Source organism: Streptomyces sp. NPDC049879 (assembly GCF_044461265.1).
GTDB lineage: Bacteria > Actinomycetota > Actinomycetes > Streptomycetales > Streptomycetaceae > Streptomyces.
Genome location: NZ_JBITKT010000008.1, coordinates 297,444 through 314,947 on the forward strand (window position 1 = coordinate 297,444; position 17,504 = coordinate 314,947).

A 17,504-nucleotide genomic window follows, 5' to 3' on the forward strand; every position below is an offset into this window, starting at 1 on the left:
GTGGTCACCTTTGCGGTCGTGCGGAGTCGTGCGCCACCCGGCCCGCCACCGCGCGCGCCTCGGCCCACAGGGCGTCGGTCGGCACGGGGGTCCCGGGGGTCAGCAGGCGGTTGGTGGCGAGGGCCAGGGCGATGCCGCGGCCGGGGACGAACCCGACCGCGCAGCCGGTGAAGCCGGGGTGTCCGAGCAGCGGAAGGCGTTCCCCGCCGACCCGCAGCTCGTAGCGGCGGAAGCCGAGGGACTGCCCGGCGTCGGGTCCTGGCGCGAAGAACTCCTCGGCCGTGCGGGGGTCCCACAGGTCCTCGTGCCGGGTGTGGTCGGACAGGGCCGCGGCCAGGATGATCAGGTCGGCGGGCGGCGCGAACAGGCCCGCGTGGCCGGACACGCCGCCCAGCGCGTGGTGGGCGTTGCCGTCGTTCGGCCGTCCGGTGACCGGGCCGCGCCGCCACCCGCGGAAGTCCGCGCTGCGGTGCGGCACGGGGTGCGGGGTGCCGGTGTCGAGCATGGTGATCTCGACGCCGTCGCCGAGCGAGCTGGTGGCGACCTCGGCTCCGGCGGGGTGCCCGTACCGGGTGCCGGTCATGCCGAGCGGGCCGGTGACGAGCGCGGCCACCGCGCCGGGGAGGTCCGTGCCCGCCGCCGCCTCGATGACCTGGCCGAGGAGCATGAAGCCGAGGTCCGAGTAGTGGCGGCCGGTGCGGGGGGCGTGGCGCAGGGGCAGTTCGGCGGCGCGGCGCAGCGCGTCGTCCCGGTCGGTGGCGGCGACGTAGAGCGGCCACCACTCCCACAGGCCGCCCCGGTGCAGCAGGAGGTCGCGCACCGTCACGTCGTCCTTGGCGCCGCCGGTGAACCGCGGGACGTAGTGGCCCACCCGGGTGTCGAGCCCGACGTCGCCGGTGGAGACGAGGCGCATCAGCGCGGTGGTGGTCGCGGCCACCTTGGTCACGGACGCCAGGTCGTGGTGGGTGTCCGTGTTTATGGGCAGGCCGTCGGGGGCCTCGTCGGAGGGTAGGGCGCGCAGCCCGGCCGCGGCGGCGCCGTCGAAGCCGGGCGCCCGTACGGCCAGGGCAGCGCCGGCCGGTGGCCGCGCGGACGGCGGCGCGTCCGGGGGCACGACGGTCGTCAGCCGGGCGACGGCGTCCGTGAGCGCGTTCACGCCGCCGCTCCGTCCGCGGAGGCGGGGCCGAGCGCGCGGGCGAGGCGTATCTCGGGCTCGCCGAACTCCTCCTGGGTGCGCTCCGCGCCGTCCGGGAGCCAGCCCCGGCCGCGGTAGAACGCGACGGAGGGCGCGTTGTCCCGGAAGACCCACAGGGTCGCGGCGGTGGCGCCGGCGTCGCGCAGCGCCGACGTCGCGGCGGTGAGCAGCGCGGTGCCGGTGCCGTGGCCCTGGGCGAGCGGGGAGACGTACAGGGAGTGGACCGTGCCCGTGCCGCCGCCGGGCGGCATCGCCCAGCGGGTGACGCCGAGGACCGCGCCGGAGCCGTCGGGCGCGGGCTGGACGACGACCTCGCCGGGCGCGGCCGTCTCCAGCACGCGGGTCCACAGGGCCAGGGCCCGGGGGCGCGTCATGGCGTCGGTCAGCCGCCGCGGGAGCACGGCCGCGTAACTCCCGTGCCAGCAGGCGAGGAAGGTGTCGGTGATGCCCGTGAGGTCGGCGACCGTCGCGGCCCGCAGCGGCGGCGTCATGCTCCGGTGCCGCCCTTCGTCTCCAGCGTCAGGGCGCGCGGCGGCTGCGGCAGGGGCTCGGGCAGGCGCAGGGGGCCCGTGCCCGGCGTGATGCTGCCGAGCAGGCGCGCCTCGCGGGCGCCCGTTCCGGCGGGCGTCGCGCCGGGCAGGCCGTGCGCGGTGCACCAGCCGATGAGGGCGAACGCGATGGCCTCCTTGTCGTCCGCCGGCGCGCCGAACTCGTCGGACAGCAGCAGGCGTACGCCGGGGAGCGCCGCGCGCAGCCCGGCCATCAGGACGGGGTTGCGGCAGCCGCCGCCCGAGACGACGAGGGTGTCCACACCGGCGGCGCGCACGTCGTCGGCGACGGTGCGGACGGTCAGCTCGGTGAGCGTCGCGATGAGGTCGGCCGGGGCCGGGGCCGTGCCCGCCCTGGCGACGGCGTCGGCGACGTAGGCGGTGTGAAAGTGCTCCTTGCCCGTGCTCTTGGGCGCGGGCAGGCGGTAGTACGCGTCGTCGAGCAGGACGGCGAGCAGGCGTGCGTCGACGGTGCCCGAGGCGGCGAGCAGGCCGTCCTCGTCGTAGCCGCCGGGGTGGGCGCCGGTGTCGGTGACGGCCGCGTCGATGAGCGCGTTGGCCGGGCCGATGTCGTAGGCGTACAGGTCGGCGGCGCCGCGCACGACGGTCATGTTGGCGATGCCGCCGAGGTTGAGGGCGGCGGGGGTGCCGCCGAGTCCGGCGAGCAGCAGGCCGTCCAGGTAGGAGACCAGGGGCGCGCCGTGGCCTCCGGCGGTGATGTCGCGGATGCGGACGTCGGAGAGGACCGGGGTGCCGGTGCGTTCGGCGATCCAGGCGGGCTGGCCGATCTGGAGCGTACCGAGGGCCGTTCCGGCGTCCACCCAGTGGTAGACGGTCTGGCCGTGCGAGACGACGAGGTCGACGGGGCCCGCGGCGGCGACGGCCTCGGCAGCGGCGTCGGCAAAGCTCTGCCCGATGAGGGTGTCGAGTTCGCAGATCTCGGCGAGGGTGGTCGGGGCGGGGGGCAGCGCGGCCAGGAGGCGGGCGCGCAGCTCCGGCGTGTAGGAGGCGCTGCCGGTGTGCTCGACGGTGCCGTGCAGGCGGTCGCCCGTCCTGGTGAAGGTGACGACGGCGGTGTCGATGCCGTCGTGCGACGTGCCGGAGATCATGCCGAGGATTCTCACGATGCCTCCTCGATGGCGGCGCGCAGCCGTCCGCCGGTCTTCTCCAGGCGGGCGGACGCGGCGTGGGCGTCGATGTTGGCGGCGATCCGCAGGGCGGCGAGCTTCACCTCGTAGCCGCTGTCCTCCAGGGTCCTGACGGCCTCGTCGCGGTCGGCGCCGGTGATGGCGGTGACGATGCGGACGGCGCGTTCGCGGAGCTTGGCGTTGGTCGGCCTGACGTCGACCATGAGGTTCCCGTAGGTCTTGCCGAGCTGGACCATGGTGATGGTGGAGAACATGTTGAGCACGAGCTTCTGCGCCGTGCCCGCCTTGAGGCGGGTGGAGCCGCTGATCAGCTCGGGGCCGACGAGCACCTCGACGGCATGCTCGGCGGCGGCGCTCAGCTCGGTGTCCGCGTTGGAGGACAGGCCGACGGTGAGGGCGCCGCGCTCCCTGGCGCGCCGGACGGCGCCGATGACGTACGGGGTCCTGCCGCTGGCCGCGATGCCGATCACGGTGTCCTGGGGGCCGACCTCCGCCTCGTCCATGGCGGCGGCGCCGGCGAGCGGGTCGTCCTCGGCGCCTTCCTGCGAGGTGACGATGGCGTCGGGGCCGCCGGCGATGATCGCCTGGACCTGTCCCGGCGCGGTGTTGAACGTCGGGGGGCACTCGGAGGCGTCGAGCACGCCGATGCGGCCGGGGGTGCCCGCGCCGGTGTAGATCAGGCGTCCGCCCGCCTTCATCCGCTCGGCGGCGCCCTCGATCGCGGGCACGATCTGGGGCAGGGCGCGGGCGACGGCGGCGGGGACACCGGCGTCGGCGTCGTTCATCGCGGCCGCCAGTTCGGCCACCGGCATGCGGTCGACGGTCGCGTAGCGAGGATCGGCAGCCTCGGTGGACAGGCCGGTGAGCCGGCGGACGTCGCGGCTGGCGGAACTCATTTCTTTCCTCGGTTTCTTGGGTCGAGAGCGTCGCGCAGGCCGTCTCCGAGCAGGTTCAGCCCGACGACGAGGAGGACGACGACCGCACCGGGGCCGTACAGCGTCCAGGGGGCGATGGAGACGAGGGTGCGCGCCTCGAAGATCATGGAGCCCAGCGAGGGGGCGGGCGGCGGGGTGCCGAGGCCGAGGAAGCTGAGCGAGGCCTCGGTGAGCACGGCCCAGGACAGCGACAGGGTGATCTGGACGATCACGAGGGACGTGATGTTCGGCAGCACGTGGCGGAACATCGTGGCGATGCGGCGCTGGCCGGTGCTGGTGGCGGCCTTCACGTACTCGATCTCGCGCAGCGTGAGCACCGGGCCACGGGTGACGCGGATGAAGATCGGCGCGTACACGACGGCGATGGCGATGGCGACGGTGAACCAGTTGCGGTCGAACACCGCGGCGAGGGAGAGGGCCAGCAGCAGCGGCGGGAAGGCGAACAGGACGTTCGCGACGCCGCCGATCGCGGTGTCGGCGAAGCCCCGGAAGAAGCCGGAGACCAGGCCGCCGAGGGTGCCGACGACCGAGGCGAACAGCACGGCGACGACGGCGATCAGGACCGAGTTGCCGACCCCGGCGGCCACGCGGGAGAACACGTCGCGGCCGAACTGGTCGGTGCCGAGGAGGTGGTCGGCCGACGGGGAGAGCAGCCGGGACGGCGGGTCCTGCGCGACGGGGTCGTACGGCAGCAGGTCGAGCCAGGACGCCACCGCGGCCACGGCCAGCAGGGCGATCAGGATCAGGCCGATGAGGCCGCTGGGGCTGCGCAGCAGGGCGCGCAGCCGCTGGGTGCGCCCGGAGGCGGGGGGAAGACCGGGTTCGAGGGCCGGGCCGGTGCCGGGACCGGCGGCCTGCGCGATGTCGGTCATGAGGCACGCACCCTGGGGTCGATCAGGCGGTAGGTGATGTCGGTCAGCAGGTTGACGAGCACGAACGCCACCGCGATGACCAGGACGGTGCTCTGCACGAGCGCGTACTCCTTCTGCTGGATACCGAGCAGGACCTGCCGGCCGATCCCCGGGACGGAGAAGACCTGCTCCACGACGACCGCGCCGCCCAGCAGGTAGCCGAACTGGAGGCCGACCATGGTGACGATGGGCACCATGGCGTTGCCCAGCACGTGCCGCACCTGGAGGCGCTTCGCGGGGACGCCCTTGGCACGCGCGGTGCGGACGAAGTCGTGGGAGCGCACTTCGAGGACGGCGGTGCGGGTCGTGCGCATGATCGGGGCGGCGATGCCGAAGCCGAGGACCAGCGCGGGCAGCAGCATCTGCTGGAGGTTGAGCAGCGGGTCGTCGAACAGCCCGGCGAACGGCTTGCCGTTCGGGTTGAAGCCGAAGGACGAGGCGAGGACCGACAGCAGGGTGGTGGCGAGCAGGAAGGCGGGGATGGACAGTCCGGCGAGACCGACCACCTGGCCGGCCGCGTCGCGCGGCGAGTCGGGCTTCGAGGCGGAGAGCATGCCCAGGGGGATGCCGATGAGCAGCGCGATGACGATCGCGAGCAGGGCCAGTTCGAGCGTGACGGGCAGGGACTTGAGCGTCAGGTCGAGCACGCTCTCCTGGGCGCGGGAGGAGAAGCCGAGGTTTCCCGTGAGCAGGTTGCCGATCCAGGAGAAGAACTGGGTGAGGAGGGGCTTGTCGATGCCGTAGTACGCCTCCAGGTCGGCCCGCTGGTCGGGGGTCAGCGCCGCAGCCTCCGTGCCCAGGCCCGCCGTGATCTGGTCGCCTGGGATGGCGCGCAGCATGATGAAGACGAGGATCGCGACGCCGAGCAGGGTCGCCAGGGAGGAGGCGATCCTTCGGGTGACGCGGTTCCTGGTGAGTTTTCTGAGCATGGTTCTCGCAGAGGTCTCCGGCCGTGGCGCGGGGTCCGCGGGAGTGCGGGCCCCGCGCCCGGCGGTCGGACTGGTCGGGCTGGGGCCGGTCCGGCCGCCCTCGGGGGGCGGTCGGACCGGCCGGGCCGGCTGGAGGGGCCGGCGGGTCGGTCGGGTGGGCCGGCCGGTCAGGACATGGTGGCCGAGCGGAGCCCGACCAGCGACCCGTCGGCGCGCGGCACGAAGCCCTGCACCGAGGAGGAGGACGCGGTGTAGCTGTAGCTGGTGAACAGCCAGATCCAGGCGGCGTTGTCCTCCAGCTCCTCGGACACCTGGCGGTAGATGTCGCGGCGCTCCTCGACGTTGTCGGTCGCGCGGCCCTGGGCGAACAGGTCGTCCAGTTCGTCCGAGCTGTAGCCGGCCACGGCGTTCAGGTTGCCGTCGCTGGTGAAGTAGCGGCCGTACATGCCCTCGGGGTCGGGGCGTCCGCCGTTGAGTGCGACGGCGGCGTCGAAGTCACCGGCGACCCAGCGGTCCACGTAGGCGCCGGACTCCAGCACCTCCAGGTCCAGCGTGATCCCGGCCTCGGCGAGCTGCGACTGCAGGTTCTGCGCCTCGTTGACCGAGGTGGCGTACTCGCCCTGCGAGACGATGGTGGAGATCGTCACGTCCGTCTTGCCCGAGGCGGCGAGGTACTCGGCCGCCTTGTCGAGGTCGCGCTCGGGGCAGGGGCGCTCGGCCGGGTCGGACAGGAAGGCCGGGGAGGTGATCGGGCCGGTGACCTGGCCCTCGCCGAGCGCGGCGGTGTCGAGGACTTCCTGGCGGTCGATGGCGCACTGGATGGCGAGCCGGACGTTCAGGTCGGCGAGGTCGCCGTGCGTCGCGTTGAGCTGGAGCGCGTGGTAGCTGAGCTGCGGGACGCTGTCCACGGTGACGTTGCCGCCCCTGGCGGTGTCGGCCACCAGCGGGTCGTCGAAGACGGCGAGCTGCACGTTGCCGGACTGGAGGGCGGAGACGATCGCCGACTCGTCGGGGATGACCTGGAACTCGACGCCGTCGAGGGCGACCGGGAAGCCCCAGTACTCGGGGTTCTTCTTCAGCGTGATCGACTGGTTGGCGACGCGGCTGTCGAAGAGGAACGGGCCGGTGCCGTTCGGCGCGGTGTTCAGCTCCTCCTCGGTGTCGTCCGAGGACAGGATGGCCATGTTGATGGAGGCCAGGTTGGCGGGCAGCGAGGCGTCGGGGCTGCTCAGGTTCAGCACGACGGTGTGCTCGTCGGGGGCCTCCACCGACTCGACCGAGGCCAGGGACGAGGCGGCGACCGCGGCGGTCTCCTCGTCGGCGATCAGGTCGAGGGAGCTCTTGACGTCCTCGGAGCCGAAGGTGCTGCCGTCGGCGAAGGTGACGTCCTTGCGCAGCGTGAAGGTCAGGGTGAGACCGTCCTCCGAGGTCTCCCACGACTCCGCGAGGCCGGGGACGACGCTCAGGCCGTCGTCCAGCTCGGTCAGCGTCCCGTAGATGGTCTGCATGACGTTGACCGCCTGGAACTGCGTGGCCTTCCAGGGGAACAGGGTGTCGGCGTCGGAGGTGACGCCGAGGACGAGGGTGCCGCCGTTGGAGCCGGAACCGCCCGACGAGTCGTCGTCCGAGTCCGAGCTGCCGCATCCGCTCAGGAGCAGCGAGGTCGCCACGGCCCCGCTCAGTACGGCGGTCGCGCTGCGAAGTATCCGCGATCTGTGTGACATGGGTCTTTCCTCGATCGTGTGAGCGACGTCCGGCTCGGGAGGCGCCGGCACCCCTCCGGCCGTGACGGTGAACCTGCATGGGCCGGGATGAGGCAGAAACTTACCTCCAACGCTTCTCGTATGTAAATATGTTGCCCGAACACATTTACGTCACTGGCGGCCGGTACCGTTGGCCGCCCGCGACTCAGCGGGACGGAAGGAGTGAGCGTGGCCGACGAATCGACCGAACGGCCGGACTCCAGAACGGTGTTGGTGCGGATGCGTGCCGTACTGCCGTCGTTGCGGCCGTCCGAACGCCGCATCGCGCAGGCGTTCCTGGATGCACCGGTCGACTCCGCGGACCTGTCCATCGCGGACCTGGCCCAGCAGTGCGGCACGTCGACGACCTCCGTCGTCCGCTTCTACAAGCGCATCGGTTACGCACACTATCGCGACCTCAGGATCGACGTTGCGCGGGAGGCCACTCGCGAGAAGCTGGCGCACGCCGAAGTCCCGCCCGTCTCCGGGGACATCGACCTCGACGACACCCTGGACGAGGTGATCGCCAAGGTCGCGCGCAACGAGACGCTGTCCATAGCCGACACGGCGCGCACCCTCGACCGGCAGGCGCTCGCCAAGGCCGTCGAGCTGATCACGGCGGCCCGGCGCGTGGACTGCTTCGGGGTCGGCGCCAGCTCCCTGGTCGCGCTCGACCTCCAGCGCAAGCTCACCCGCATCGGCCGCACGGCGCTCAACTGGCCGGACTCGCACAACGCCTGGACGTCGGCCGCCACCCTCGACGCGTCCTGCGTCGTCGTGGTCGTCTCCCACTCGGGCGAGACGGCGGACACCGTGGAGTTCCTCACACTCGCGCGCGCGGCCGGGGCGTCGAGCGTCGCCATCACCAACCACGAGGGCTCGCGGCTCGGCGTCAACGCCGACGTCACGCTGACGACCGCCGCCAGGGAGACCCGGTTCCGCGCGGGCGCGCTGGGCAGCAGGATCGCCCAGCTGATGGTGGTGGACTGCCTGTTCACCGGGGTGGCGCAGGCGTCGTACGACGCGTCGCAGTCCGCGCTGCGCAGCACCTACGCCGCCGTCCGCCTGCCCGCCTCCGACAAGAAGCGCTGACCCGGGACCGGGCGGTCGCGCACCAGGACCACGAGAAGTCCCAGAACCACGGAAAGGGGCGCCGCGATGGGCCCGAGGAAGACCACGCCCGCGGGCAGGGCGCCCGGCACCCGGGCGCTCGACCGCCTCGCGGCGGCGCACGACGCCTCGCACTACCTGCTCGTCCCCCAGGAGGTGGCCGCGCCGCGCGGCGCGGACGACGTCGCCGCCCTGCTGCGCGCGTCCCGCGCGGACGGACGGCCGGTGACCTTCAGGTCGGGCGGCACGAGCCTCAGCGGCCAGGGCGTCACCGACGGGCTGCTGGCCGACACGCGGCGCCACTTCCGCCGCATCGAGGTCCTGGACGACGGCGCACGGGTGCGCGTGCAGCCGGGCGCGACCGTGCGCCAGGTCAACACGCGCCTCGCCCGGTACGGCCGCAAGCTCGGCCCCGACCCGGCGAGCGAGGTGGCCTGCACCGTCGGCGGCGTGGTGGCCAACAACTCCAGCGGCATGGCCTGCGGCACCGAGCAGAACACGTACCGCACGCTCGACTCCCTGGTCGTCGTGCTGCCGGACGGCACGGTCCTCGACACCGGCGCGCCCGACGCCGACGAGCGCCTGCGCACCACCGAACCCGCCCTGTACACCGGCCTGCTGGCCCTGCGCGACCGCGTGCGCGGCAACCGCGAGTCGGTCCGGACCGTCCGGCGGCTCTTCGCCATGAAGAACACCATGGGCTACGGGGTGAACGCGTTCCTGGACTTCGACACCCCCGTCGACATCCTGACGCACCTGATCGTCGGCAGCGAGGGGACGCTCGGCTTCATCGCCGAGGCGACCTTCCGCACCGTCCCCGCCCTGCCCGCCGCCGCCACCGGCCTGGCCGTCTTCCCCACGCTGGCCGCCGCCACCGCCGCGCTGCCCGGCCTCGTCTCCGCCGGGCTCGCGACGATCGAGCTGATGGACGCCACCTCCCTGCGCCTGGCACAGGCCGAGGCGGACGCCCCCGCCGCGCTCGCCGGGCTCACGGTGGAGGGGCACGCCGCGTTCCTCGTCGAGTTCCTGGGCGCGACCGCGCAGGACCTGGCCGCGCAGCGCGCCGCGGGGGAGCCCGCGCTGGCCGGCCTCGACCTGGCCGTGCCGCTCGCCCTGACCGGCGACGCCGCGGAGCGCGCCCGCCTGTGGCACATCAGGAAGGGCCTCTACACGACCGTCGCGGGCGCCCGCCCGCAGGGCACGACGGCGCTGCTGGAGGACATCGTCGTCCCGGTGCCCGCGCTGCTGCCCACCTGCGAGGAGCTGACGGCCCTGGTCGCGGGGCACGGCTACGGCGAGACCGTCATCTTCGGCCACGCCAAGGACGGCAACGTCCACTTCATGCTCAGCGAGCGCTTCGACGACCCGGCCTCGCTCGACCGCTACCGCCGGTTCACGGAGGACATGGTCGGGCTGGTCCTCGGCATGGGCGGCTCCCTGAAGGCCGAGCACGGCACCGGCCGGATCATGGCGCCGTTCGTCCGCAGGCAGTACGGGGACGAGCTGTACGCGGTGATGCGCGAGGTCAAGCGGCTGTTCGACCCCGCCGGGCTGCTCAACCCGGGCGTGGTCCTCTCCGACGACCCCGACTCGTACCTGCGGGACCTCAAGCGCGTCCCGGCGGTCGAGGAGGAGGTGGACCGCTGCGTCGAGTGCGGCTACTGCGAGCCCGCCTGCCCGTCGAAGGACCTCACGCTGACGCCGCGGCAGCGCATCGTGCTGCGCCGGGAGATGCGCACCGCCGAGGAGGCGGGCGACACCGCGCTGCTCGCCGAGCTGCGCGAGGACTACGCGTACGCGGGCGTGGACACGTGCGCGGTGGACGGCATGTGCCAGGTCGCCTGCCCCGTGCACATCAACACCGGCGACCTCGTCCGCCGCCTCCGCCAGGAGGACGGGGGCGGCCTCCAGCGTGCCGCCTGGAACTTCTCCGCCGGGCACTGGGGAGCGGGCACCCGGCTCGCCGGACTCGCCCTGACGACGGCCTCGGCGCTGCCCTCCTCCGTGGTCACCGCCGTGACGCGGGCGGGCCGCGCCGTGGCCGGCGCCGACACCGTGCCGCTGTACGGCGGCGACCTCCCGGCCGGGGGCAGGGCACGCAAGCCCGTCGCCGCCGCGCGGCCCGCCGCCGTGTACGTCCCCTCCTGCGTCGGCGCGCTGTTCGGTCCCGACCAGAAAGCGGAGGGGAACGGCGGCGTGGCGGACGCGTTCCTCGCGCTCTGCGCCCGCGCCGGGGTCGAGGTCGTGGTGCCCGAGGGCATCGGCTCGATGTGCTGCGGCACCCCGTGGAAGTCGAAGGGCCACACCAAGGGCTACCAGCGCATGACCGACACGGTGCTGCCCGCCCTGTGGGAGGCCTCCCGGCACGGCGAACTGCCCGTCGTCTGCGACGCCGCCTCCTGCACGGAGGGCCTGGAGACGATGCGCGCGGGCGCCGCCGAGGCGGGCGGCGAACTGGCCGGACTGCGCATCGTCGACGCCGTGCAGTTCACGCACGAGCACCTCCTCGACGCCCTCACCGTCACCGAGCCGCTCGACTCCCTCGCCCTGCACCACACCTGCTCCTCGACACGGCTCGGCACCAACGCCGCCATGACCGCGATCGCCGGACGCCTCTCGGACGACGTCCACGTCCCCGACGACTGGGGCTGCTGCGCGTTCGCCGGTGACCGGGGGCTCCTGCACCCGGAGCTGACCGCGTCCGCCACCGCGCCCGAGGCGGCCGAGCTGACCGCCCGCGAGTTCGCCGCCCACGCCTCCGCGAACCGCACCTGCGAGCTGGGCATGAGCCGCGCCACGGGCCGCGACTTCCGGCACCTGCTCGAACTGCTCGAACGAGCCACCCGCACCCCGCACACCCCCGAGGAACGCACCCATGGCTGAAGTCGTCGTCGTCCCCGACCCGGACACCGGCGGGCGGCTCGCGGCCCGCACCGTCCTCGACACGGTCAGGCGGAACCCGGAGGCGGTGCTCGGCCTCGCGACCGGCTCCTCGCCGCTCCCCGTCTACCGGGCGCTCGCCCGGCTGATCGCCGAGGAGGGCGTGGATGTCGGCCGCGTCTCGGGCTTCGCCCTGGACGAGTACGTCGGCCTGCCCCCCGGGCACCCGGAGAGCTACCGCTCGGTCATCACCCGGGAGGTGACCGTCCCGCTCGGCCTGTCCCCCGACCGCGTCCACGTGCCCGACGGCGACCCGGCGCGCGCGGACACGGCGGGCGAGGCGTACGAACGCGCGCTCGCCGCGGCGGGACCGGTCGACGTCCAGCTGCTCGGCGTCGGCACGGACGGGCACATCGGCTTCAACGAGCCGGGGTCGTCCCTCACGTCGCGGACCCGCCTGAAGACGCTCACCGAGCAGACGCGGCGGGACAACGCCCGGTTCTTCGGCTCGGTCGAGGAGGTGCCGGTCCACTGCGTCACGCAGGGCATCGGCACGATCCTGCGCGCCCGCCACCTGATCCTGCTGGCGTTCGGCGCGGCGAAGGCCGAGGCCGTCGCGGCGGCGGTGGAGGGGCCGCTCACCGCGAGCGTCCCCGCGTCGGCGATCCAGCTGCACGCCCACACGACCGTGATCGTGGACGAGCCCGCGGCGTCCCGCCTCACCCACCTCGCCTACTACCGCCACGCCTGGGCCAACAAGCCCGCCCCGCAGCACATCTGACCGGCGCGGACGGACCGGCGGGCACGCGGGCCCGCCGCCCGTACAACCTCGACTCCCCGGCAGGCGTCTTGTGTTCGCCCAGTTGATCTTCCTGTCGAGGAGATGTGCATGCCACGAAGAACATTAAGGACCGCCGCGACTCTCGGGGTCGCGGCGGTCATGGGGGCCGGGCTGCTGCCCGCCCTGACCGCCGGGACGGCCCAGGCCGCGCCCGCCCGCCACGCGGACGACTTCGACGGGGACGGGTACCGCGACTACGCCGCCTACCTGCCGTGGTCGGACCAGGCGCGGGGCGCGGGAGCCGTGGAGATCACGTACGGCACCGCGACGGGGCCCGGCACCCGGCGGCAGGTCGTCCACCAGAACAGCGCCGGGGTACCGGGCGCCAACGAGACGGACGACGACTTCGGCACCGTGCGGACCTCCGCCGACTTCAACCGCGACGGCTACGCCGATCTGGCGGTCTCCGCGCCGGGCGAGACCGTCTCGGGGCGGGAGCGGCAGGGCGCCGTGACCGTGCTGTGGGGCAGCCGGAACGGGCTGTCGGGCGGCACGAATGTGCCGAACCAGTCGCCCAGTGCGTACGAGCAGTTCGGCTCCGACCTGGCCGCCGGGGACTTCAACGGCGACGCGCGGCCCGACCTCGCGGTGATCGACGGCTCGTACGCGTACGTGTTCCGGGGCGCCGTCACGCCCTCGGGCGTGGCCGGTTCCCTCACCCGCCTGAACCGGGACGTCGGCTTCTTCGCCACCCGTCTCATCGCCGGGAACGTCACGCGCGACGCCGCCACCGACCTGGTCGTGATCGGCGCCAACGGCCTGGAGGGGCGGGAGGGGACCGAGGCGTGGTTCGTGCGCGGCGGCTCCACCCTCGCCTCCGGCGCCTCGCTGCGCCTGGCCGACTCCCAGACCGGCTGGGCGGCGGACGGGGTGATCGCGGACTTCAATCGTGACGGTTACGGGGACATCGCGATCGGCGACGACACCTGGTCGGACTGGCGGGGCCGGGTCAGCGTCTGGCGCGGCGGGGCGAACGGGCCGGGCGCGTCGGCGCGGATCGGGCAGTCCACCGCCGGTGTGGCGGGGGCGGCCGAGCCCGACGACGCCTTCGGCCAGTCCGTGTCGGCCGGCGATGTCGACGGCGACGGCTACGCCGACCTGGCGGTGGGTTCGCCGGGCGAGACGATCGGGGCCGCCGAGTCGACCGGCTCGGCGTACGTGCTGCGGGGCGGCTCCGGCGGCCTGACGGGCACGCGCTCGCAGGTGTTCGACCGCGGAACGGCGGGCGTTCCGGGCGGGCGGACGGCGTACGACACGTTCGGCGCCGCCGTGCGGCTGCGGGACACGAACGGCGACCGGCGCGCGGACCTGCTGGTGGATGGCAGGCAGCCGTCGGTCCGGCTGCCGGGCACCGCCTCGGGCGTCACGGCCACCGGCGCCTCCTGGTGGGGCGACGGCGCCTCCGCCGACGCGGTCCTCCAGTGACACGTCCTGGGGCGGCCGGAACGGGCCGCCCCAGGACCTGAGGCCCTCAGGCGGCGGCCCGGCGGGAGGCGGCGCGGTCCACGGCGGCGGCGAGGATGTCCAGCCCGGCGTGCAGCTCGGACTCGGTCACGGTGAGCGGCGGCGCGATCCTGAAGACGCCGCCCATGCCGGGGAGCTGGACGATGTTGAGGTGCAGGCCGTGGTCCAGGCAGTCGCGGGTGACCTCCTGGCCGAGGGCGTCGGCGGGCGTCCTGCTGCGCCGGTCGGTGACGAGTTCGAGGCCCTGGAGCAGGCCGCGCCCGCGCACGTCGCCGACGATGTCGTAGCGCTCGTGCAGCTCCGCGAGCCGGGCGCCGAGCTGGCGGCCGAGTTCCGCCGCGCGGGCGACGAGCCCGTCCCGCTGGACGACCCGCAGCACCGTCGCGCCGACCGTGGCGGCGAGCGGGTCGGACACGTGCGTGGTGAAGAAGAGGAACCCCCGCTCGTGGCAGACGCGTTCGATGCGCTCGCCGGTGAGCACCGCCGCCACGGGCAGTCCCGCGCCCAGCGTCTTGGAGAGCGTCAGCAGGTCGGGGACCACGCCGTCGCGTTCGAACGCGTAGAGGGTGCCGGTGCGGCCGAGCCCGGTCTGCGCCTCGTCCAGGATCAGGAGCATCCCGCGCTGGTCGCACAGTTCCCTGAGCCGGGCGAGGTAGCCGGGCGGCAGCTCGATGATGCCGCCCGACGACAGGATGGGCTCCACGAGGCAGGCGGCGAGGCTGCCGGAGGACTGGCGGTCGACCATCGCGAAGCCGTAGTCGAGTTCCGCGGCCCAGTCGTGGGAGCCGTCGGCGGCGCGGAACGGCGACCGGTAGGCGTCGGGCGTGGGCAGGGTGAGGTTCCCCGGCACGGGCGGCCCGTACCCGCGGCGTCCGGCCGAGAACGTCGCCGACGCCGCGCCGTGGCTCATCCCGTGCCAGGACCGGTCGAACGAGACGATCTCCCAGCGGCCGGTGTAGAGCTTGGCGAGCTTGATCGCCGCCTCGTTGGACTCGGCGCCCGTCGTGAGGAGCAGCATCCTGCCCAGTTCGGGCGGGAGGGTGGCGGCGAGGGCGGCGGCCAGGTCGAGGACGGGCCGGCTGAGCATGCCGCTGTAGAGGTGGTCCAGTGTCCCGACGGCCGCCGTGACCGCCGCGACGACGTCGGGGTGCGCGTGGCCGAGCACGGCGCTCATCTGGCCCGAGGTGAAGTCGAGGATCGGCTCGCCCCGGTCGTCGTACACGTAGGCGCCGGCGGCGCGTTCGATGACGCGCGGGCTGAAGTCCGCGCCGTAGCGGATCAGCAGGCGGTCGGCGTCTTCCCTGAATCGCTCGTCCATGGCACCACCCTGGCGGCACGGATCGCCTGCAACAAGCGGAGAAAACCTGCGGATCGTTCGGTGTAGCCTCAACGTCGCATGCTGAACACCCATCGCCTCGCGATCCTGCGGGCCGTGCTCGCGGCGGGCTCCGTCAGCGCCGCCGCCCGCAACCTCGCCTACTCCCCCGCGACCGTGAGCCAGCACCTCGCGGCGCTCGCGCGGGAGACCGGGCTCGTCCTCTTCGAGAAGGACGGCCGCGGCATCGCGCCGACCGACGCGGCGGTCCAGCTGGCCGAGCAGGCGCGGCCCCTCTTCGCCGACCTCGCCCGCCTGGAGCGGACCGCGGCGGACCTGCGCGCGGGCCAGGCGGAACGGCTGGCCGTCGCCTGCTGCGCGTCCGCCGCGCAGACGCTGGTCCCCGGGGTGGTCCGCGCGGTGCGCGCCCTGCGGCCGAACATCACCGTCGAGGTGAGCCTGAACGAGCCGGTGAACGGCCACGGCCGCCGCCCGGCGGACCTCGACCTCCGCACCGAGCCGGTGGACGGCCCCGGGCTCCGCCTCGACGGCCACCGCCGCCATGTCCTGCTCACGGAGGAGCTGCTCGCCGTCGTCCCCGCCGGGCACCCCCTGGCGGGCGCCGGGTCGGTCGCGCTCGGCGAGCTGGCGGCCGAGCCGTGGATCGACCACGACATCTACGACAGCCCGATCGGGCGGATCATCGCGGGCGCGTGCGCCGAGGCGGGGTTCACGCCGCGCCATGTCGCGCGCCTCGACGACCACCACGCGGCGCTCAGCCTGGTGGCGGCGGGCATCGGCGTCACCGTCCTGCCACGCCTGGCGGTGACCGGCCTGCCGGGCGGCGCCGTGGCCCGGCCGCTGACGCACCCGGTGACGGGCCGCGTGCGGCGGCGCGTCGTCCTGCACGCCCGCGGCCACCCCCACCGCGACGCCCTCATCACGGCCGCCGCGCGGCGGTTCGTGGCGGAGGCGGCGCGCCACCGGGACGGCGCGGGACGCGGGGAGGCGGACGCCTGACGCCGTACGTGTCAGGCCGGGCGGCGTGCGAAGAGGAGCGCCTGCGGGACCTCCTCGCCGGGGCCGAGCAGCAGCTGCGCCTCCACCTCGAACCCGGCGTCGCCCAGCCAGGCCGCCACGCGCCCGGGGGGACGGCGGTGGACCCGGACGTTCATGGGGTGGCCGCCGTAGCCCTGCGTCTTCAGCCGGGAGCCGTCGCCGACGTGGAAGCCGAGCTGGAGCGGCCCGCCGGGGCGCAGCGCCCGGTGGAAGTGCCCGAGCACGGCGGGCACCTCGTCGTCGGGGACGTGGATCAGCGACCACCAGGCGAGCAGCCCGGCCACCGGCGCGGCAGACAGTACCGGGTCGGTCATCGACCCGACCTCGAACCTGACGCCCGGATGGTCCCGCCTGGCGACCTCGATCATCCCGGGCGACAGGTCGAGGCCGAACGCGTCGAGTCCGAGGCCGCGCAGGTGGGCGGTGACATGCCCGGGACCGCAGCCGACGTCCGCCACGGACCCGCCGCCCGCCGCGTGCACCGCCTCGGCGAACAGGGCGAGCGCCGCCCGCAGGTACGGCTCCCCCGCCAGGCGGTCGCGCAGCAGGTCGGCGTAGCCGGCGGCCACCGTGTCGTAGGAAGTGCGGGTGTCGGCGAGCCAGTTGTCGGAGGGCATGGCGGGTAGGGTAGCCCGCGCTGTCACCCGGACGGTCACGTTCCGTGCGAGGGGCGGCGGGTAAGGGCGGCGTGTGAAAGCCATCGTGATCAATTGCACGCTCAAACCGTCACCCCAGCCGTCGAACACCGAGGCGCTGGCGAAGGTCGTCGTCGGGCACCTGGAGGGGCACGGCGTCGGCACGGAGATCGTGCGCGCCGTCGATCTGGACATCAGGCCCGGCGTGCGGAGCGACATGGGCGAGGGCGACGCCTGGCCCGGGGTGCGCGACAAGCTGCTGGCCGCGGAGATCCTGGTCGTCGCGTCGCCCACCTGGCTGGGACGGCCGTCGTCGGTGGCGCAGCGCGTCCTGGAGCGGATGGACGCCATGCTGTCGGAGACGGACGCGAAGGGCCGCCCGGTGGCGTACAACCGGGTCGCCGGGACGGTGGTGACCGGCAACGAGGACGGCGCCCACCACGTCATCAGCGAGATCCACGGGGCGCTCGGCGACATCGGCTACACCGTGCCGGGACAGGCGTGGACGTACTGGCACCTCGGTCCCGGCCCGGGACCCGACTACCTGGACGACGAGCGGGGGCACGACTTCTCGGCGAAGTCGGCCCGCGCGATGGCCGCCAACCTCGTCGGCACGGCGCGGGCACTCGCCGCCTCCCCGCTGGGCCCGCCGCCGGGCTGAGGCGCGGGCCCGCCCGCAGGCGGCGTGAGCCGGTCCTCGTCCGTCCTCGTCCGTCCTCGAAGGGATACGCGGCGGGTCGGCGGAACCGGTCCGCCGCGTACCCGCGATCCCGTACCGGCGGCGGGCGGCGG

Annotated in this window: 15 protein-coding genes; 6 read left to right on the plus strand and 9 right to left on the minus strand. The window is 74.2% G+C overall.

Annotated features, from left to right (window positions below):
- Positions 1-4: 4 nt before the first annotated feature.
- The 7 genes from ACIBPC_RS26250 to ACIBPC_RS26280 all read right to left on the minus strand — a co-directional run bounded on the left by ACIBPC_RS26250 (position 5) and on the right by ACIBPC_RS26280 (position 7,390).
- Positions 5-1,156, minus strand: coding sequence for a serine hydrolase domain-containing protein (locus tag ACIBPC_RS26250; RefSeq protein ID WP_398848013.1), 1,152 nt, complete (start codon positions 1,154-1,156; stop codon positions 5-7).
- Positions 1,153-1,686, minus strand: a complete 534-nt coding sequence (locus ACIBPC_RS26255) for a GNAT family N-acetyltransferase (protein ID WP_398848015.1) — start codon at positions 1,684-1,686, stop codon at positions 1,153-1,155. Before ACIBPC_RS26255 ends, ACIBPC_RS26250 begins: the two co-directional genes overlap by 4 nt.
- Positions 1,683-2,867 (minus strand): anhydro-N-acetylmuramic acid kinase, encoded by a 1,185-nt coding sequence (locus ACIBPC_RS26260; RefSeq protein ID WP_398848017.1) that lies wholly within the window; start codon positions 2,865-2,867, stop codon positions 1,683-1,685. Before ACIBPC_RS26260 ends, ACIBPC_RS26255 begins: the two co-directional genes overlap by 4 nt.
- Positions 2,864-3,787, minus strand: a complete 924-nt coding sequence (gene murQ / locus ACIBPC_RS26265) for an N-acetylmuramic acid 6-phosphate etherase (protein WP_362968839.1) — start codon at positions 3,785-3,787, stop codon at positions 2,864-2,866. The genes ACIBPC_RS26260 and murQ overlap by 4 nt, the downstream gene beginning before the upstream one ends.
- On the minus strand, positions 3,784-4,698 hold the full coding sequence (locus tag ACIBPC_RS26270; RefSeq protein ID WP_362968842.1) for an ABC transporter permease: 915 nt from the start codon (positions 4,696-4,698) through the stop codon (positions 3,784-3,786). The genes murQ and ACIBPC_RS26270 overlap by 4 nt, the downstream gene beginning before the upstream one ends.
- Positions 4,695-5,666, minus strand: coding sequence for an ABC transporter permease (locus ACIBPC_RS26275; RefSeq protein WP_398848019.1), 972 nt, complete (start codon positions 5,664-5,666; stop codon positions 4,695-4,697). Before ACIBPC_RS26275 ends, ACIBPC_RS26270 begins: the two co-directional genes overlap by 4 nt.
- A gap of 167 nt (positions 5,667-5,833) precedes the next feature.
- The gene (locus tag ACIBPC_RS26280; protein ID WP_362968557.1) at positions 5,834-7,390 is read right to left on the minus strand and encodes an ABC transporter substrate-binding protein; all 1,557 of its coding nucleotides are present in this window, start codon (positions 7,388-7,390) and stop codon (positions 5,834-5,836) included.
- A gap of 207 nt (positions 7,391-7,597) precedes the next feature.
- On the opposite strand from ACIBPC_RS26280, the gene ACIBPC_RS26285 reads away from it, so the two are divergent.
- The 4 genes from ACIBPC_RS26285 to ACIBPC_RS26300 all read left to right on the plus strand — a co-directional run bounded on the left by ACIBPC_RS26285 (position 7,598) and on the right by ACIBPC_RS26300 (position 13,664).
- A complete protein-coding gene (locus tag ACIBPC_RS26285) occupies positions 7,598-8,500 on the plus strand; it encodes a MurR/RpiR family transcriptional regulator (RefSeq protein ID WP_362968556.1) in 903 nt (300 codons plus the stop codon).
- Positions 8,501-8,566: 66 nt separating this feature from the next.
- Positions 8,567-11,401 (plus strand): FAD-binding and (Fe-S)-binding domain-containing protein, encoded by a 2,835-nt coding sequence (locus ACIBPC_RS26290; protein ID WP_398848022.1) that lies wholly within the window; start codon positions 8,567-8,569, stop codon positions 11,399-11,401.
- Positions 11,394-12,179 (plus strand): glucosamine-6-phosphate deaminase, encoded by a 786-nt coding sequence (nagB, locus tag ACIBPC_RS26295; protein WP_398848024.1) that lies wholly within the window; start codon positions 11,394-11,396, stop codon positions 12,177-12,179. Before ACIBPC_RS26290 ends, nagB begins: the two co-directional genes overlap by 8 nt.
- 108 nt (positions 12,180-12,287) lie before the next feature.
- Positions 12,288-13,664, plus strand: coding sequence for a VCBS repeat-containing protein (locus ACIBPC_RS26300; protein ID WP_398848026.1), 1,377 nt, complete (start codon positions 12,288-12,290; stop codon positions 13,662-13,664).
- A 46-nt stretch (positions 13,665-13,710) separates the two neighbouring features.
- Here ACIBPC_RS26300 and ACIBPC_RS26305 read toward each other — a convergent pair whose 3' ends face one another.
- Positions 13,711-15,021: an aspartate aminotransferase family protein gene (locus ACIBPC_RS26305; RefSeq protein ID WP_398848027.1), complete on the minus strand. Its 1,311-nt coding sequence runs from the start codon at positions 15,019-15,021 to the stop codon at positions 13,711-13,713.
- Between the two features lie 78 nt (positions 15,022-15,099).
- Between ACIBPC_RS26305 and ACIBPC_RS26310 the strand changes: the two genes are divergently transcribed.
- Positions 15,100-16,038 (plus strand): LysR family transcriptional regulator, encoded by a 939-nt coding sequence (locus ACIBPC_RS26310; RefSeq protein WP_362968551.1) that lies wholly within the window; start codon positions 15,100-15,102, stop codon positions 16,036-16,038.
- An 11-nt stretch (positions 16,039-16,049) separates the two neighbouring features.
- Here ACIBPC_RS26310 and ACIBPC_RS26315 read toward each other — a convergent pair whose 3' ends face one another.
- The gene (locus tag ACIBPC_RS26315) at positions 16,050-16,694 is read right to left on the minus strand and encodes a class I SAM-dependent DNA methyltransferase (RefSeq protein WP_398848029.1); all 645 of its coding nucleotides are present in this window, start codon (positions 16,692-16,694) and stop codon (positions 16,050-16,052) included.
- A gap of 73 nt (positions 16,695-16,767) precedes the next feature.
- Between ACIBPC_RS26315 and ACIBPC_RS26320 the strand changes: the two genes are divergently transcribed.
- Positions 16,768-17,373, plus strand: a complete 606-nt coding sequence (locus tag ACIBPC_RS26320; protein WP_362968549.1) for an NAD(P)H-dependent oxidoreductase — start codon at positions 16,768-16,770, stop codon at positions 17,371-17,373.
- The last annotated feature ends 131 nt before the right edge of the window (positions 17,374-17,504 follow it).

Coding starts and splice junctions, on each gene's coding strand:
- ACIBPC_RS26255 (WP_398848015.1), bottom strand. CDS start 1,686: ATGACGCCGCCGCTGCGGGCCGCGACGGTCGCCGACCTCACGGGCATC.
- murQ (WP_362968839.1), bottom strand. CDS start 3,787: ATGAGTTCCGCCAGCCGCGACGTCCGCCGGCTCACCGGCCTGTCCACC.
- ACIBPC_RS26270 (WP_362968842.1), bottom strand. CDS start 4,698: ATGACCGACATCGCGCAGGCCGCCGGTCCCGGCACCGGCCCGGCCCTC.
- ACIBPC_RS26275 (WP_398848019.1), bottom strand. CDS start 5,666: ATGCTCAGAAAACTCACCAGGAACCGCGTCACCCGAAGGATCGCCTCC.
- ACIBPC_RS26280 (WP_362968557.1), bottom strand. CDS start 7,390: ATGTCACACAGATCGCGGATACTTCGCAGCGCGACCGCCGTACTGAGC.
- ACIBPC_RS26290 (WP_398848022.1), top strand. CDS start 8,567: ATGGGCCCGAGGAAGACCACGCCCGCGGGCAGGGCGCCCGGCACCCGG.
- nagB (WP_398848024.1), top strand. CDS start 11,394: ATGGCTGAAGTCGTCGTCGTCCCCGACCCGGACACCGGCGGGCGGCTC.
- ACIBPC_RS26300 (WP_398848026.1), top strand. CDS start 12,288: ATGCCACGAAGAACATTAAGGACCGCCGCGACTCTCGGGGTCGCGGCG.
- ACIBPC_RS26305 (WP_398848027.1), bottom strand. CDS start 15,021: ATGGACGAGCGATTCAGGGAAGACGCCGACCGCCTGCTGATCCGCTAC.
- ACIBPC_RS26310 (WP_362968551.1), top strand. CDS start 15,100: ATGCTGAACACCCATCGCCTCGCGATCCTGCGGGCCGTGCTCGCGGCG.
- ACIBPC_RS26315 (WP_398848029.1), bottom strand. CDS start 16,694: ATGCCCTCCGACAACTGGCTCGCCGACACCCGCACTTCCTACGACACG.